15 protein-coding genes are annotated in these 15,801 nt (G+C 72.1%); 5 read left to right on the top strand and 10 right to left on the bottom strand.

Annotated elements, in window-relative coordinates:
- Positions 1-108: 108 nt before the first annotated feature.
- A complete protein-coding gene (gene xylB / locus OG912_RS01380) occupies positions 109-1,599 on the bottom strand; it encodes a xylulokinase (RefSeq protein ID WP_327707762.1) in 1,491 nt (496 codons plus the stop codon).
- A gap of 283 nt (positions 1,600-1,882) precedes the next feature.
- Here xylB and xylA point away from each other — a divergent pair, with 283 nt between their 5' ends.
- A complete protein-coding gene (xylA, locus tag OG912_RS01375) occupies positions 1,883-3,052 on the top strand; it encodes a xylose isomerase (RefSeq protein WP_327707761.1) in 1,170 nt (389 codons plus the stop codon).
- An 88-nt stretch (positions 3,053-3,140) separates the two neighbouring features.
- On the opposite strand, the gene OG912_RS01370 is transcribed toward xylA, so the two are convergent.
- From OG912_RS01370 to OG912_RS01355, 4 genes are all read right to left on the bottom strand, one after another.
- Complete coding sequence (locus tag OG912_RS01370; RefSeq protein WP_326740145.1) at positions 3,141-4,385, bottom strand: ROK family protein; 1,245 nt, start codon at positions 4,383-4,385, stop codon at positions 3,141-3,143.
- 162 nt (positions 4,386-4,547) lie between these two features.
- Complete coding sequence (locus tag OG912_RS01365; protein WP_443061071.1) at positions 4,548-5,165, bottom strand: DUF305 domain-containing protein; 618 nt, start codon at positions 5,163-5,165, stop codon at positions 4,548-4,550.
- A 26-nt stretch (positions 5,166-5,191) separates the two neighbouring features.
- The gene (locus tag OG912_RS01360) at positions 5,192-5,842 is read right to left on the bottom strand and encodes a DUF3105 domain-containing protein (protein ID WP_326740147.1); all 651 of its coding nucleotides are present in this window, start codon (positions 5,840-5,842) and stop codon (positions 5,192-5,194) included.
- 81 nt (positions 5,843-5,923) lie between these two features.
- Positions 5,924-6,346: a hypothetical protein gene (locus OG912_RS01355; protein WP_327707759.1), complete on the bottom strand. Its 423-nt coding sequence runs from the start codon at positions 6,344-6,346 to the stop codon at positions 5,924-5,926.
- A 124-nt stretch (positions 6,347-6,470) separates the two neighbouring features.
- Here OG912_RS01355 and OG912_RS01350 point away from each other — a divergent pair, with 124 nt between their 5' ends.
- A complete protein-coding gene (locus tag OG912_RS01350) occupies positions 6,471-7,373 on the top strand; it encodes a phospholipid scramblase-related protein (RefSeq protein WP_327707758.1) in 903 nt (300 codons plus the stop codon).
- Positions 7,374-7,435: 62 nt separating this feature from the next.
- Here OG912_RS01350 and OG912_RS01345 read toward each other — a convergent pair whose 3' ends face one another.
- Both OG912_RS01345 and OG912_RS01340 read right to left on the bottom strand, forming a co-directional pair.
- Positions 7,436-8,770 (bottom strand): uracil-xanthine permease family protein, encoded by a 1,335-nt coding sequence (locus tag OG912_RS01345; protein WP_327707757.1) that lies wholly within the window; start codon positions 8,768-8,770, stop codon positions 7,436-7,438.
- Between the two features lie 8 nt (positions 8,771-8,778).
- Entirely contained in the window at positions 8,779-9,903 is a 1,125-nt protein-coding gene (locus OG912_RS01340) for an aryl-sulfate sulfotransferase (protein ID WP_327707756.1), read from the bottom strand.
- A gap of 118 nt (positions 9,904-10,021) precedes the next feature.
- On the opposite strand from OG912_RS01340, the gene OG912_RS01335 reads away from it, so the two are divergent.
- Positions 10,022-10,603, top strand: coding sequence for a helix-turn-helix domain-containing protein (locus tag OG912_RS01335; protein WP_327707755.1), 582 nt, complete (start codon positions 10,022-10,024; stop codon positions 10,601-10,603).
- A gap of 52 nt (positions 10,604-10,655) precedes the next feature.
- Here OG912_RS01335 and OG912_RS01330 read toward each other — a convergent pair whose 3' ends face one another.
- Positions 10,656-11,621: a phosphotransferase family protein gene (locus tag OG912_RS01330; protein ID WP_443060935.1), complete on the bottom strand. Its 966-nt coding sequence runs from the start codon at positions 11,619-11,621 to the stop codon at positions 10,656-10,658.
- A gap of 43 nt (positions 11,622-11,664) precedes the next feature.
- On the bottom strand, positions 11,665-12,429 hold the full coding sequence (locus OG912_RS01325; protein WP_327707754.1) for a VOC family protein: 765 nt from the start codon (positions 12,427-12,429) through the stop codon (positions 11,665-11,667).
- Between the two features lie 169 nt (positions 12,430-12,598).
- Here OG912_RS01325 and OG912_RS01320 point away from each other — a divergent pair, with 169 nt between their 5' ends.
- Together OG912_RS01320 and OG912_RS01315 are read left to right on the top strand one after the other, a co-directional pair.
- Positions 12,599-14,275, top strand: coding sequence for an FUSC family protein (locus OG912_RS01320; RefSeq protein ID WP_327707753.1), 1,677 nt, complete (start codon positions 12,599-12,601; stop codon positions 14,273-14,275).
- Positions 14,272-14,778 carry a MarR family winged helix-turn-helix transcriptional regulator gene (locus tag OG912_RS01315; protein ID WP_326740155.1) on the top strand — a complete coding sequence of 169 codons (507 nt, stop codon included), beginning with the start codon at positions 14,272-14,274 and terminating at the stop codon, positions 14,776-14,778. The genes OG912_RS01320 and OG912_RS01315 overlap by 4 nt, the downstream gene beginning before the upstream one ends.
- Positions 14,779-14,870: 92 nt before the next feature.
- Here the strand turns inward: OG912_RS01315 and OG912_RS01310 are convergent, their stop codons facing one another.
- Positions 14,871-15,629 (bottom strand): IclR family transcriptional regulator, encoded by a 759-nt coding sequence (locus OG912_RS01310; protein ID WP_327707752.1) that lies wholly within the window; start codon positions 15,627-15,629, stop codon positions 14,871-14,873.
- Between the last annotated feature and the right edge of the window lie 172 nt (positions 15,630-15,801).

Raw genomic sequence — 15,801 nt, 5'->3', positions numbered from 1 at the left:
CACGCCCTTGTGTGCGGCGTGCGACGGGACATGACAGACGGTCAGCTGTACCGGCCCCGGCGAGGTCTTCGGCCGGGCCCCTCGGCTCCGCCCGCTCCGGCCCGTTGGTCAGCTCGGCCGGTCGGCTCCCAGCAGCGGACCGGCCGCCCGTTCCAGTACCGAACCGACTCGCTCCCAGGTCGTCAGATCCCTTTCGACCGCCTCCAGGTGCACCTCTTCACCCGTGTCCCAGCCGGTGGCGATCGCGACCGGGTCCGCGCCCGTGGCCGCCCCGGCGGCGAGCGCGGCCGCTCCCAGGGCGACCAGTTCGCTGCCGGCGGGCACGGTCACCGGCCGCCCGGAGAGGCGGCGCACGGTCTCCACCCATACGCGTCCCTGGGCGCCGCCGCCGATCAGTCGGAGCGGACGGTTCGCCACCTCGGGGTCGTCCGGGTCGAGCCCGCAGGCCCGCAGCAGTTCGTCGAGCGCGCGCAGCACGGTGACGACCGCTCCCTCGTAGGCGGCGCCCAGGAGTTGCTGGGGGGTGGTGTCGTGCCGCAGGCCGGTGAGGAGGCCGGCGGCGGAGGGCAGGTCGGGGGTGCGTTCGCCATCCAGGTACGGCAGGAGTACGGCTTCGCCGCCGGGGGCCGCGTCATTGCGGTCCAGGCCCAGCAGAGCGGCCACCTTGTCCACGGCGAGCGTGCAGTTGAGGGTGCAGGCCAGCGGAAGGTACGTACCGTCCGCCGCGGCGAAGCCGGCGAGTGCGGGGGAGGCAGGCCGGGCCCGGGAGGCCGTGAAGACCGTGCCCGAGGTGCCGAGGCTGAGGACCGGGTGGTCGAGGAGCCCGGCGCCCCCGAGCCCCAGGCCGACGGCGGCGCTCATGTTGTCACCGGTGCCCGCCGCGACGGCGATGCCGGCGGGCAGGCCCAGCGCATCGGCGGCCTCCTGCGTCAGCGAACCGGCGCGCGCCGCCCCGCTCGGCGCCACCTCCGGCAGCATGGCCGGGTCGATGGAGAGCAGTTCGAGGAGCTCCGGGTCGTAGGCGTCGGTGGCGGTGGAGTACCAGCAGGTGCCGGACGCGTCCCCCGGATCGGTGACGGCGCGGCCGGACAGGCGCTCGGTCAGGAAGTCGTGGGGGAGACGGATCGCGACGGTCGCGGCGGCGGTCTCCGGTTCGTTCTCCCGCAGCCACCGCCACTTCGACGCGGTCATCGACGCCACGGGCACCGAACCGGTGCGAGCGGTCCAGGCGTCGGCCCCGCCCAGGGCGGCGGTGAGTGCGGCGGCCTGCGGGGCCGAGCGGGTGTCGTTCCAGAGGAGGGCCGGGCGCAGCGGGCGGCCCGCGCCGTCGAGGACGACCAGTCCGTGCTGCTGCCCGGCGACGGCGATCCCGGTGATGTCAGCGGCGGCGACGCCGGACTCCTTCAGCCCGGCGGCGACCGCGTCGCGCAGTGCCTGCCACCACACCTCGGGATCCGTCTCGCGGGCCCCGCCCTCGCCCGTCACCACATGCGGGGCACGGCCGACGGCGAGCAGCCGTCCGGTGGCGGTGTCGACGAACGCGGCCTTCGTGGACTGGGTGGAGCTGTCCACACCGATGACGACCTCATGCGGCGGCATGGCTGACCTCATTTTCTGGATTCTCTGGTTTCTCTGGTCCAGGGGTTCCCGGGCGACGGACCATCGCGCTGCGGGCTCTCGCGCCGACGGGATTTGATCGTGCGGTGAACAAATTACGCGATGGAACCCCTCCGGAACAGGGGCCGCTCCCGATTTCCGGATTTCCCCGGACGGGGGGTTACGTCGCGAGGGTGGTCCGTGCATGATTAGTCATGACAGTGAACAAATTGAGGTTCGGCCGCTCGACCGGCTGCGGACCCACGGCACCGAAGGCGGCTGGACCATGACGGAACGCTTCACGCCCACCCCGCAGGACAAGTTCACCTTCGGCCTGTGGACCGTGGGATGGCAGGGCCGCGACCCGTTCGGGGACGCGACCCGGGAGGCGATCGACCCGGTCGACTCCGTCCAGCGGCTCGCGGAGCTCGGCGCGTACGGCGTGACCTTCCACGACGACGACCTGATCCCGTTCGGCTCGACGGACGCCGAGCGCGAAGGCATCGTGAAGCGGTTCCGTCAGTCGCTCGACGCGGCCGGACTCGTCGTGCCGATGGCCACGACGAACCTCTTCACCCACCCCGTTTTCAAGGACGGCGCGTTCACCGCCAACGACCGCGACGTCCGCCGCTACGCCCTGCGCAAGACGCTGCGCAACATCGACCTCGCCGTCGAGCTCGGCGCCACCACCTATGTCGCCTGGGGCGGCCGCGAGGGCTCCGAGTCGGGCGCCGCCAAGGACATCCGTGTCGCGCTCGACCGTATGAAGGAGGCCTTCGACCTGCTGGGCGACTACGTCACCGAGCAGGGCTACGACCTCAGGTTCGCGATCGAGCCCAAGCCGAACGAGCCGCGCGGCGACATCCTGCTCCCCACCATCGGTCACGCCCTCGCCTTCATCGAGCGCCTGGAGCGCCCCGAGATGGTGGGCGTCAACCCCGAGGTCGGCCACGAGCAGATGGCCGGGCTGAACTTCGCGCACGGCATCGCGCAGGCGCTGTGGGCGGGCAAGCTCTTCCACATCGACCTCAACGGGCAGTCCGGCATCAAGTACGACCAGGACCTCCGCTTCGGCGCCGGCGACCTGCGCCAGGCGTTCTGGCTCGTCGACCTGCTGGAGAACTCGGACTACACCGGCCCGCGCCACTTCGACTTCAAGCCGCCGCGGACCGAGGACTACGACGGCGTCTGGGCCTCCGCCGCCGGCTGCATGCGCAACTACCTGATCCTCAAGGAGCGCGCCGCCGCCTTCCGCGCCGACCCGGCGGTCCAGGAGGCGCTGCGCGCGTCCCGCCTGGACGAGCTGGCCCAGCGCACCGCCGAGGACGGCGTGGCGGGTCTGCTGGCCGACCGCTCGGCCTACGAGGACTTCGACGTGACCGCGGCGGCGGAGCGCGGCATGGCGTTCGAGGCGCTGGACCAGCTGGCGATGGACCACCTGCTCGGCGTGCGCTGACCCGGACCCGGACCCGGTCATGAGCGGAGGGGGACGGACGCGCACCGCGCGTCCGTCCCCCTCCGCCGTCTCCCGGGACCGGGGCCGATCAGGCCGGTGCCCGCCCCGCGTACGCCACCGGGTCGGCCAGCACGTCCGTCATCACCAGCCCCGCCGCACCCCGGGCGGCGTCACCCGCGACGGAGGAGGCGCGCAGCCGGGCGCTGCCCGGTGACCACAGCCCGGAGACCACCCGGTCCGTCAGCTCCTCGTCGGCCGACGGCGCCAGCCACGGCATCAGGTTCCGGTAGATCCCGCCGAGCACCACCGCGTCGGGGTCCAACAGATTCACCGCCCCCGACAGGACCCGCCCCAGCTGCCGGCCCGCCTCGGCGACCGCTGCCACCGCCCGCTCGTCCCCGGCCCGGGTGCGCCGCTCCAGTTCGGCCACCCCGATCCCGCTGCCGCTCTCGTCGATCCCCGCCGACCGAAGGAGCGCCGCCTGTCCCGCGTACTGCTCCAGGCAGCCGCGCGACCCGCACCGGCACTGCGGCCCCTCCGAGTCGACCACCACATGCCCGATCTCCCCGGCGAAACCGTGCGCGCCGCGCAGCAGCTCGCCGTTGATCACCAGGGCGCCGCCGACGCCGATCTCGCCGGTCAGATAGAGGAAGCTCCGGACGCGCCCCAGCCCGCCGAACCACAGCTCGGCCAGCGCCGCGAGATTCGCCTCGTTCTCCGAACTCACCGTCAGCGCCTCGTGCCCCGGGCGCTCGGCGGCCAGCGAGGCGGCGAACAGCTCCTCGGCGGGCACCTGGTTCCAGCCCAGGTTCGGGGCCTGCCGCACCGAGCCGCCGGAGACCAGACCGGGCAGCGCCAGGGCGACACCGACCGGGAACAGCTCCTGCTCGCGCGCCGACTCCAGGGTGCGCGCGGCGATCCTGGCCGCCCGCGCCAGCACCTCGGCGGGCGGGGCGCCCCGGTTGTCGAGATGCTCGGTGAGCCGGACCCGGCCGGTCCCGGCCAGATCCACGACACACACCGACACATAGTCGATGTTGACCTCGACGCCGAGCCCGGCGGGCCCGGTGCGGGCCGTCTTGAGCGCGGTTCCGGGCCGGCCCGCCTGGCCGCTGAACGTCTTGCCCGACTCGGTGAGGAACCCGCTGTCGATCAGCTGCTCGACGAGCGAGGACACGGCGGCCCGGGTCAGTCCCACCCGTGCGGCGACTCCGGCCCGGGTCGCCTCGCCCTCGTCCGCGTCACGGACGGCCCGCAGCACGAGGCTGAGATTGCTGCGCCGGACGGTGTCCTTGTCGGCCTTGGGCCCCAGCGGCGTGAGGTTGCTCTTCATATCGGTCCCGAGCCTATGCGATGCCGTACGTCAGTACGGTCGTGATGCGGCGGGGCCGGGCCCCGCCCCGTGCAGGGGAGGACGCCGGACCCCGCCCCGTGCAGGGGAGGATGCGGGGCCCGGCCTGCCGCGCGCACGGGGCGGGCCGGGCCCCGGAAGCGCTCAGGCCGTGGACCCGCGCTCCTTGAGCATGTCCGCCATGAGCGCGATCTCCGACCGCTGGCCGAGCACCATGCCCGAGGCCAGGTTCCGGATCTCGTCGGTGCCCGCCGCGGTGGCGGCCGCCTGCGCCATCTCCGCCCCGGCCCGGTGATGCACGGTCATCAGCTTCAGGAAGCGCACCTCGGCGTCCCTGCCCTTCGCCGCCCGCAGCGCGTCGAGTTCCGCGTCGGTCGCCATGCCGGGCATCAGCGCGCCGTCACCGCGCGGGGTGACCGTATGGCCCATCCACGCCATGGGCGGCCCGGGGGAGCTCTTCGCGCGCCCCCACGCCTCCAGCCAGCCCAGCATCATGCCGCGTTGGTTGGCCTGGGTGTTGATGATGTCGTACGCGAGCCGGCGCACCGCGACATCGGAGGTGCGGTCCCGGACGATGAACGACATCTCGACCGCCTGCTGATGGTGGACCGCCATATCGCGCGCGAATCCGACATCCGCCGAGGTCTCGGCGGGTGCGGCCGCGGATGCCGTGGCGGCGGGGGCCGAGGAGGAGGGACGTACGAGCATCAGCGCGACCAGACCGAGCGCGAGCAGCAGAACCGCCCCGCCGGCCAGCATCATCGGCCGTGACGCTCGGGCCACGGACGTCACTTGGCGATCCCGCCGGAGCAGGCGGCGCCCGGCTCCGGGGTCTGCGGGCCCTGGACGTACTTCGTGAAGAACTGTGCGACACGGGCGTCGGCGGCGTTCTTCACGGCCAGCTGCTTGCCCCAGGCGCTGAGCATCAGCGGGGCCCCCTGGTCCTCCACCGGGCTCATCAGGGAGTACGGGGTGGCCGAGACCTTCTCTTCGAGCTTCTTGACGTCGGCCGGGCTCGCCTTGCTCGTGTACGTGACCCAGACGGCGCCGTGCTCGAGCGAGTGGACGGCGTTCTCCTTCGGTATCTCCTCGGTGTAGACATCGGCGTCGCAGTTCATCCACACCGGGTTGTGGTCACCGCCGACCGGCGGGTTCATCGGGTAGTCGACCTTCTTCTGCACATGCTCCTGCGTGAGCTTGTCCCAGCTCTTCTCGCCCTCGACGGGGGAGGACTTGGCGGCCGTCTCGGCCTTGTCCTGCTCGTCGGCCTCGTTCATCAGGTAGCCGCCGCCGGCGACGAGACCGGCCACGACGACGACCGCCGCGGTGATCGTGATGATGCGGCTGCGGCGCTCACGGGCCCGCTCCTTGCGCCGGGCCTCGTCCAGCTTGGCGCGGCGGGCGGCGGCAGGGGTGTTCTGCTTCTTGGCGGAGGCCATGGTGGGTCCTTCGGTTCGTGACACGGATGGGTTGCGGGCACACGGGGGCGTTCCCGGACGTCCGGGAACGGTCGTGGTCGGCTAGATCCGTTGAACCTGGAGGCGCAGATGGTCGACGTCGCGCACGGCGTCGTTCGACGGGCCGCGGATGGTGGCGGCGCCGGTGAGCGGGGCGGAGGCGGGGACCGCGGCCGCCGACGGGAGCGACGCCGGGGCGGGCCGGTCGGGCAGCACGACGGGCGCCGAGTGCTCGGACGCGCCGTGGCAGGAACTCCCCGGCCAGCGGTTGCCCGGGGCATCGGCCACCACGGCCACCACCGCGGGCACCTGAGCGGCGAGGGTGATCCGGGGGGCCGTCGCCGGGGCGGGGCCGTGATGCGCGGAAGCGGACGACTCCGGGGCCGGCAGGCAGCACGAGGCCAGGGCGATCAGGACGAGCACCCAGCCGAGCACCACGGACGCGCCGGCGCGCCGCCGGTCCGGGTATGTGCTCAGCCAGTTCACCCCGGCATCGTACGTGGTCTGTGAAGTTTCAATGAGTGCGGGACCGGGTCAGTTGTGACCGGCGAAGCTGTGGATCTCGGAGGGAAGGGGTTCCCATTCCGACGCGCCGGGATAGTGTGCCCCGGTGACAACGCACTCGAACGTATCTGCGGGCTGGTATCCGGATCCGCATGGCGCGCCCCAGCTGCTGCGCTACTGGGACGGTACCCAGTGGACCGAACACACCAATCCGGCGGACGGGCAACAGCAGGCACAGGCCCCCGCCCAGGTGCCGCAGCAGCAGGCGGCCCCGCAGCAGCAGGTGGCCCCGCACCACCAGCCGCAGGCGGCCCCGCAGCAGCAGTACCAGCAGCAGGCCGCGGCCCAGCAGCAGCCCGCGATGCCGCAGCAGGGCGTGCCCCAGCAGCAGGGCGGCGCCCCCGGCGCGGGTTCGCTCTTCAATCAGCAGGTCCTGGTCGTGAACCAGAAGGCCAAGCTGATCGAGGTGACGAACGAGTACAGCGTCTTCGATCAGCACGGCAACACCGTCGGCTCGGTCATCCAGGTCGGCCAGAGCGCGCTCCGCAAGGTGCTGCGCTTCGTGAGCAGCATCGACCAGTACCTGACCCACCGGCTGGAGATCCGCGACGCGTACGGCCAGCCGCAGCTGCTGCTGACCCGTCCGGCGAAGTTCATCAAGTCCAAGGTCATCGTGCAGCGCCCCGACGGGCAGCCGGTCGGCGAGATCGTCCAGCAGAACGCCATCGGCAAGATCAACTTCGCGATCATGGTCGACGGTCAGCAGATCGGTGCGATCAAGGCCGAGAACTGGCGCGCCTGGAACTTCGCCATCGTCGACCACAACGACGCCGAGATAGCCCGGATCACCAAGACCTGGGAAGGCCTCGCGAAGACGCTGTTCACGACAGCGGACAACTACGTGCTGCAGATCCACTACCAGCTGCCCGAGCCGCTGCTGAGCCTCGTCGTGGCGACGGCGCTGACGGTGGACACCGCCCTCAAGCAGGACGCCCGCGGCTTCGGCTGAGCCCGCACCCGCGTAAGCGAAGACGCCCGCACCCCTCGAAGGGTGCGGGCGTCTTCACGTGTTCACTCCGGTGTACGGCCGGGCGGCCCGCTGTCCGGCGGCCCCAGCCTGGAGAACACCGCGGCAAGGATCACCGCCGCCAGCGCCCCGGCGGCCACACCGCTGCCGAAGACGGTCCGCGCCCACACCGGCAGGCCCGCGTACATCTCGGGGGCGAAGACCGGCAGCAGGCCGACACAGAGAGCCAGCGCGACGACGATGCCGTTCGTGCCGTGACTGAGGTTCTCGCGGCTGAGCATGCCGAACCCCATCGTCGCGATCACCGCGTAGATGATCAGCCCCGCGGCGCCGACCACCGGCTCCGGGATCGCGGCGAGCAGCCGGGTGAGCGGCGTGATCAGGCCGCACAGGATCAGCAGCACCCCGGCCCCCGCCGTGACGAACCGGCTGCGCACCCTGGTGAGCTGGACGATCCCGATGTTCTCGGCACTGGTCACCATCAGCGACGTACCGAAGATGCCGGCGCCCAGCGAGGTGACCGCGTCCGCGCGGGAGATCCGCGGCACGTCACGGGCGGCGTCCGGAGTCCGGCCCACCGCCTCGCTGTTCAGCACCGTCTGACCGGTAGCCTCCGCCAGCGAGGCGAGCGCGAAGACCAGCAGCGGCACGGCCGCCAGCAGATCGAAGTGCGGTGTGCCGTACGGGAACGGGTCGGGCAGCGCGAACGTGCTGCCGTGCGCCATGTGGAACGCCGTACCGCTGAGCGCGGCGACGAGCGTGCCGCCCGCGAGGCCGAAGAGCACCGACATCTGTCGCCAGACACCGCGCATGAACAGGAAGAACAGGGCGGTGATGCCCAGTGTGGCGAAGCCGAGCCCCGGCCCCGAGGCGATCATCGGCGCGGTGATCTTGATCATGTTGATCCCGATCAGGACCACGGTGGTGCCCATGACCAACGGCGGGAAGAACCGCACGAGGCGCCCGTAGAGCGGCAGTACGGCGATCAGGAAGACCGCCGCGATCAGCACCGAACCGGACGCGGTGGCCGGTCCGTGCTCCTTGGCGACCTGGAGGAAGATCGCCACCGCCGCGCCGCCCGGGAGCATCAGGAACGGCAGCCGGGCGCCGATCCGCAGCGCCTTCACGCCCAGCGACTGGAGCAGTGCGCCGATGCCGCAGAGCACGAGGGTGGCGCTGAGGAGCGACGCCGTCTGGGACGCCGACAGCGACAGGGTGGTGCCGATCAGGATGACCGAGGAGACGGGGGCGGCCACCCCGGCCAGCAGATGCTGGAACGCGAGCGGGACCAGCCGGGGGAGCGGAAGCCGCTCGTCGACCGGTGCGACGGACGGGACCGGCACGGCAGGGGCTGCCGTGTCGGGGACGGGGGAGGCCATGGTCCGGCTCAGCCCTTCGGGACGTCGAGCCAGGGGAGCTCCCCGGCCGAGTAGCGGTAGGAGCGGAACACGGCGTTGGGCTCGGACGGGAACAGCTTGCGCACTTCTTCTTCCTGGTAGCCGCCGAAGAACGGCACGATGTACTCCCAGCACAGATAGCCGTCCTCGGTCACCTCGAAGAGGCGTCCCGCGGGGGAGTCCGTCACGAGCGTGTTCCCGTTCGGCAGGCGCTGGGCGCTGCCCATGAACGGGGCGAAGAACGACTCGCGGGCCGGGTCGTGGTACTCCCAGACAATGGTGCCACCCGCCCGCTCGATCTCGATGACCCGGCTGAACGGGACGTCCCAGTGCGGCCGGAAGACGCCGTTGTCGAAGACGAGGAAGTTGCCGTTCTCCAGCTCGGTCGGGCAGTGCTGCTGCGATACGACGCCGGGCTCGCTGCGCCAGATGATCTCGCCGGTCTCCCGGCTGATGACGACCACGGCGGAGACGGAGCGGAAGCTCGCCAGGATGTTGCCGTCGCTGGTCGGCAGCACGCTGTTGATCAGCGGGTAGTGCTCGCGCGAGTAGTCGGGGTGCAGCGGGAAGGCCTCGCGGTCGAGGTGCTCGGAGACCTTCCACTCCCACACGGTGTTGCCGTCGGCGTCCACCTCGACGATGGTGTCGGCCCAGACCGTGCCGTCGGGCTCCGAACCGGGCACCCCGCCCCTGACGGCGGCCGCGGCCTCGCCGGTCAGCGGTTCCAGGGCGGCGTACAGCAGCCGGCCGTCGCCGTAGTGGTACGCGTCGTGGTGCTGGTAGCGGTCGCGGTGCTCGCGCACCACCGTGCCGTCGGGGGTGATCTCCTGCATGATCCCGCCGCGGTACTTGTGCCACATGGGGAAGAGCGCGGGCTCGTCCGGGAGGACGCCGCTGTACGCGAGGTTGCCGTTGGGCAGGATCCGGGCGTGCCGGCCGGGTCGGAACGGGAGGTTCCACTGGTGGACGACCTCACCGCGCATGTCGATGAGATACACCTCGCCGCCACCGGTCAGCGGGGCGAAGAGGGTGTAACCGCCGTAGCTGGCGTCCTCGTCCAGGGCTATGAGCCCGGTGCCGCGTCGACGTCGCTGGTTCTGGTCCACGAGGGGCATGGATCGGTCCTCCCGGTTAACTTTATTAGGTGGGACTTAAGAGGTTAACCGGCCCGGTAGGCTGCTCACTGCCCCGCCGCCTGTGGTGTGCGGCACGCAGGGACACGGAGTGAATGAGATGAGCGAGGCGGACACCCCACTGGTCGGCCCGGGAATTCGCCGACGGCGCCGCGCCCTGGAACTGACGCTCGCCGAGGTCGCGCGGCGGGCCGGACTGTCCACCCCCTTCCTCAGCCAGATCGAGAACGGCCGCTCCCGGCCGAGCATGGGATCGCTCCAGCGCATCGCCGACGCGCTCGACACGACCGCGGTCCAGCTGCTGTCCACGGCCGAGGCGCCTCGCCCCGTCGACGTGGTGCGCGGCACCTCCGCCTCCGTACGGGAGACGGGCGCGCAGGGTGAGGGTGACGGCCGGATGCGGCCTCTGGTCCGCGGCCACCAGCGCCTGCACGCGCTGGAGTTCACCGGGGACCATGACTGGGGCCGCGAGTTCCGGCACCGTAACGACGAGATCCTGTACGTCGCCGACGGCTCGGCGGAGGTCGAGGCGGACGGCAACTTCTACCGCCTGGAGCGGGGCGACACGCTCTACTGCGCGGGCGGCCTCGTCCACCGCTGGCGCCCGATCGAACCGGGTACGCGCGTCCTCGTGGTCGGCATCGGGGATCACGTCCAGGTGACGGACGAACAGAGCGGCTGACGGACGGCGTTCCGCCTGGCGGCGGGGCGGAACGTTCCGGGGCGGGCGGCTCTCAGCCGTAGCGGAGGAACAGCTCCCGCACGTACTCCTCCAGCCGCCGGGTCAGCAGCTCGGGCGTCAGGTCGTCCCGGCCCAGTTCGCGCCAGGGGCCGGCCACCTTCTCGGCGTCGGGGGCGAAGGCGAGCGCGTCCAGCAGGCGCCAGTAGAGATGGTCGCCGGGCTCCTCCGCCAGCAGCCCGCCGGCGGCGAGATAGGCGTCGGCGAACGCCATACCGGAGCCGGCGCCGTGCAGCAGGGCCAGTGCCGTCGAGCAGTGGGCCACGTCCAGGTCCGCAGGACCCCACGACGTCTCCACCCAGTCGACGACGCCGGTGATGCGCAGTGAGTCGCCCTCCCCGTCGAACAGGACGTTGCCGGGATGGAAGTCGCGGTGGAGGAAGCGGGGACGGTGTTCCGGTGCGTCGCGGCGGATGAATTCGACGGCCCGTCGCCACAGCTCCGGCCGTGCGGTGCCCTCCGGCACACGCACCCGGTCGGGTGCGGTCCAGGCCTCATAGGTGCGGGGGCGCGTCTGCGCGGTGACCTGGACCCGGTGGATCCGGACCAGCTGGCCGGCCAGCAGCTCCGCCCGGGGCCCGGCTTCCTCGTCGGACAGGCGCACGTCTCCGGGCAGCAGGGACATCAGCAGCGAGGGGTGATCGCAGTGCGTCGCCGTCGCGTCCACCCCGTGCAGGGTCGCCGCCGGTATCTCCGTACCGCCCAGCAGCGTCAGGATGTCGGCCTCGCGTGTGAGCAGGCCCTCCGCGTGCCGCACGAAGAACGGCTTGACGAAGGAGCGCAGCACCAGCCGTCCGGGAGCCTCGCCGCCGGCGATACTCAGTCGCCGCATCTGCGAGGTCCAGCCGCCGCGCAGCCGCTCGGCGGCGACGACGCGCGCCCCGTCGGGCAGTCCGGTGTCCACCCAGGCGCGGGTGTTCGCCCATCCCTGGTCCGGATTCTCTGTGCCGATGGTGCCCACCGCTGCCTCCCCTTGTCGTACGGGCAGGGTATCCAACGGGTGATCAGCCCTCGTCGCCCGCCCGGTAGATGCCGAACACGGCGCCCTGCGGGTCGCGCACCACGGCGATCCTGCGGCTGTGCGCGATGTCCATCGGGGGCATGACGAGGTCGCCGCCCCCGCTCTGCGCGGTCGCCGCGGTCGCGTCGACGTCCGCGACGGCGATGTACGGCAGCCAGTGCGGCGGCACCTCGGGCGGGATGTTCTCGTCCATCGTCAGCAGGCCGCCGAAGTCCTCCCCGTCGACACCCCACTGCGGGTACGTCTCCGAGGCCGTGACCGTCCAGCCGAGGACGCCGGTGTAGAAGGCGAGCGCCGGCGCGCTCTCGCGGGTGGCGAGCTCGGTCCAGCCCAGCGCGCCCGGTTCGTTGAACAGGTCGGCGCCGGCGAAGGCGCGGCCCTGCCACAGCGAGAACACCGCACCGGACGGGTCCGCGAGGACGGCGAACCTGCCCTCTTCGAACACGTCCATCGGGCCGACCAGCAGCGAGCCGCCCGCCGTCTGCGCCTTCTCGGTCACCGCGTCCGCGTCCTCGACGGCGAACGAGACCGTCCAGGCCGGCGGCTGCCCGGGCTGGTAGACAGGGCTGAGCGCCGCGACCCGGTCGTCCCCCAGGTGCGCCATGGTGTAGCCACCCGCCTCCTCGCGCGAATCGGTCTCGCACCGCCAGCCGAAGAGGGCGCTGTAGAACGACTTGGCCGCCGGAACGTCGGAGGTGCTCAGCTCGATCCAGCAGGGACCGCCGGGCACCGGTGCGGTGAGCTTCATTCGGACTCCTCCGTGCGTGGGTGGATGTGCGCGTGGCTTTCTGGCGCACAGCTGAACGCTATGACCGGGCGCCGGGACAGGCCATCGGGGGAGCGGGGCCGGGGGCCGAGGAGGCCTAGGGGTTACGGAGGAAGTCTTTTACGTGTGTAATACCTGCTAAAGTATTTGAGTGAGTAATACAAGCATCCGGACCCGGCAGCCCTCCGTCCGCAGAATCCCACTGGCGGCGCCCCTGCGCCTGGCCCGGCCCTCGGACATGTGGTTCAAGCCGGCGACCAGCGTGGTGGTGGCCACGGCGATCCCCAACCTGGTGCTCTACTCCCTGGACCGCCTCGACCTCGTGATGTACACGATGGCCGGCTCGCTCTGTGCGCTGTACGGCCACAACCTGCCGTACGCCCGCCGTGCCAGGACCCTCGTCGGAGTCGTCCTCGGCATGCTCGCCGGCCTGGCGGTCTCCCTGGTCACGGCCTCGCTGACCGGTTCGACCGCGGTCCTGATCGCCGTCGGCGCCCTCCTGGCCGCCGGCCAGAAGCTGCTCTGCGACGCCACCCGCATCGGGCCTCCCGGACCGGTGATCTTCACCTTCGTCAGTTCCGCCGCCCTGTTCACCCCGCAGGAGACCGGCCAGGTGCCGGGCCACCTCGCCCTGACCCTCGGCGCCGGCGCGGTGTCCTGGCTCGTCGCCCTCGCTCCCGCGCTGGTCCGCCGGGAAGGACCCGAGCGCCGCGCCACGGCCCGCGCACTGAACGCCGCAGCCGCCTACGTTGCCGAGCCCGGCCACCGCACCCGCCACGCCGCGGTCGCCGCCGTACACGCGGCCTGGCAGACCCTCCTCGCAGCCGGACGCCCCACCCCCGTACGCAGCGCACTGGAACGCCTCGTCGTCCACGCCGAAACCGCACTCTCCGCGCGTGGGCAGGACCCGGCCGGGGACGCCGACCGGCTCCGCGAGTGGGCCCGGCAGACCCGGTCCCGCGGGCCCGTCCCCACCCCGGCACCCGCCCCCGGAACCGCCGCCGAACTCTTCGGCGTCGACGCCGAACGCGCCGCCCGCGGCGGACCCCTGCGCGCCCTGCTGCACCGCCTCGCCCCCGGCTCCCCGCTGCTGCCGGTCGCGGCCCGCACGCTGATCGGCTGCGCCCTGGCCGGATACATCTGTTCAGCCGTCGGTGTCGGGCGCCCCTACTGGGCGATCGTGACCGCCGCCTCGCTCTACCAGGCCAACGTCACGCTCTCCTGGAACCGCACGCTGCAGCGCACCCTCGGAAACCTCCTCGGCGTCCTGGTCTTCGCCGCAGTGCTCCCGGTCGCCCGGATGGACCCGCTGGCCCTGATCGGCTTCTGCCTCTTCTTCGGTTTCGCCGCCGAGGCCCTGATCACCCGCAACTACTGGCTCGGCTCCGTGGCCGTCACCCCGATGGCGCTGCTCGTCCTGGAGTACGCCGGCAGCCACCCGGCCGGTGAACTCATCGGCGACCGGGTCCTGGACACCGTCATCGGCGCCGCCGTCGGGTTCCTCGCCGCGGTGCTCGTCACCAACCGCCGTGCCACCGGCCGCGTCGAGCAGGCCCTCGCCGCCGCCGAGCAGGCCCGCGCCCACGCCGTACGGACGCTCGCGGCGCCCGCACCCGCGCCCGCCGCGCTGGACGCCGCCCGCCGCAGGCTCACCGGATCCCTGGTCGAACTGCGCGAGGCGGACGACACCGCCGCCGGTGAGTGGTGGCAGCGCGACCTGCCCCAGGAGGCGGTGCTCGCGGCCGAGCAGGCCGGACACCGTACGCTCGCGGCGACAGCGACACGGCAGGGGATCATCTCCCCGGCCCAGGAGAACGGAGCGGTGTGACCGACGACATCGTGGCCTCGGTGGTACGGCAGTGGCAGGCCGTGAACCCGGAACTCGACACCGGGCCGATGGAACTCATCGGCCGTATCAACCGCTGCTCCGCCCTGCTCCAGCAGGCCGAGGACGCGCCGCTGCGGGCCGCCGGACTGACCCGCGCCGAGTTCGACCTGCTGGGCGCCGTGCGACGGACCGGCCGGGAACTCACGCCGGGCGAACTTGCCAGGGAGACGTTCTCCTCCGGCGCCGCCGTCACCAAACGCCTCCGGGTCCTCCAGGAGAGCGGCCTGATCGACCGCCGCAGCGATGCCCGGGACCGCCGGGTCGCGCTCGTCCGCCTCACCGACGAGGGGCGCGAACTGGTCGACGGGCTGCTGCCCAAGCAGCTCGCGTACGAGCGCGCGTTGCTCTCCGGCCTCGACGCGGAGTCGCGCGACCGGCTCGGCGCACAGCTCGGCGAACTGCTGGTCCAGCTGGAAGGCCGCATCGGCGGCGCCCGCCGCTGACCTGACGGGCGGTCGCGTCGATGACGCGCCGGGTACCCCGTTTCGCCGCTGACCCGCCGGGGTACCCGGTTTTCCGCCGCTGACCCGCCGGGCTACCCGGTCGTGCCGAGCAGTGCGGCGGACCGGAGCAGCTCGCCGGCGCGGCGTTCCAGCGCGGCGTCGTCGCCGCGGCCGGCCGGTGCGCATGCCGCCAGTGCCAGCCGGTCGCGCCAGGTGGAGCCGGCCAGCGGCACGGCGACCGTGTGCATGCCCTGCACCGACTCGCCCCGGCTGAGCGCGTATCCGCGGTCGCGGGTCCGGGCCAGCTCGGCGAGGAGCTCCGGCCGGGAGGCGACCGTGTGGGGGGTGACCGCGTTCAGGCGTTCCTGGGGATACAGGGCGCAGACCTGTTCGGTGGTCATCCGGGAGAGCAGCAGCCTGCCGCCCGCCGTGGCGTGCGCGGGACGGGTGCGGTTCCGCTCCAGCATCACCCGTACCGGATGGGAGGACTCCCGGCCGTCGGTGACGATGACCTGATCACCGATCAGGGCGGCGCTCAGCACCGTCTCGCCCGTGCGCAGCACGGCGTCGTCCAGTACCGCACCGACCCGCTCCCGGACGGGGGCTCCGAATCCGGCCGGGCGGCCCAGCCGCACCAGCTCGGGACCGGCCGAGTAACCCCGCCCCGAGTCCTCCCGGATCGCGAATCCGCGTCCCTCCAGGGTGCTGAGGACCCGGTGGGCGGTGGAGCGGCCGATCGAGAGCAGCTCGGCCGCCTCGGAGACGGTCAGCGAGTCATGGGTGAGGAACAGCTGCATCAGCCGGAGGCCGCTGTCGAGCGATTCGATGGTGTAGCCCCGCGTCGGTCCCATGAGACGTCTGTTCCCCTTCGTGCCCCGGATTGCCCGGCACTCTTGCGGTGGTCATGAATCTGCTCCTTTCGATCCGCTTCGATCACATGTGCCCTTGTCCCTCTCTGAGGGACATCAGGGTTCGTTCTGAAGCCGGATTGTTCGGCAATTCACCGTTTCACCGTACTTCTTG

The sequence above is a fragment of the Streptomyces sp. NBC_00464 genome (assembly GCF_036013915.1).
Classification (GTDB): domain Bacteria; phylum Actinomycetota; class Actinomycetes; order Streptomycetales; family Streptomycetaceae; genus Streptomyces.
The sequence above is the reverse complement of the archived record's forward strand: the minus strand, read 5'-3'. Positions and strand labels throughout refer to the sequence as shown.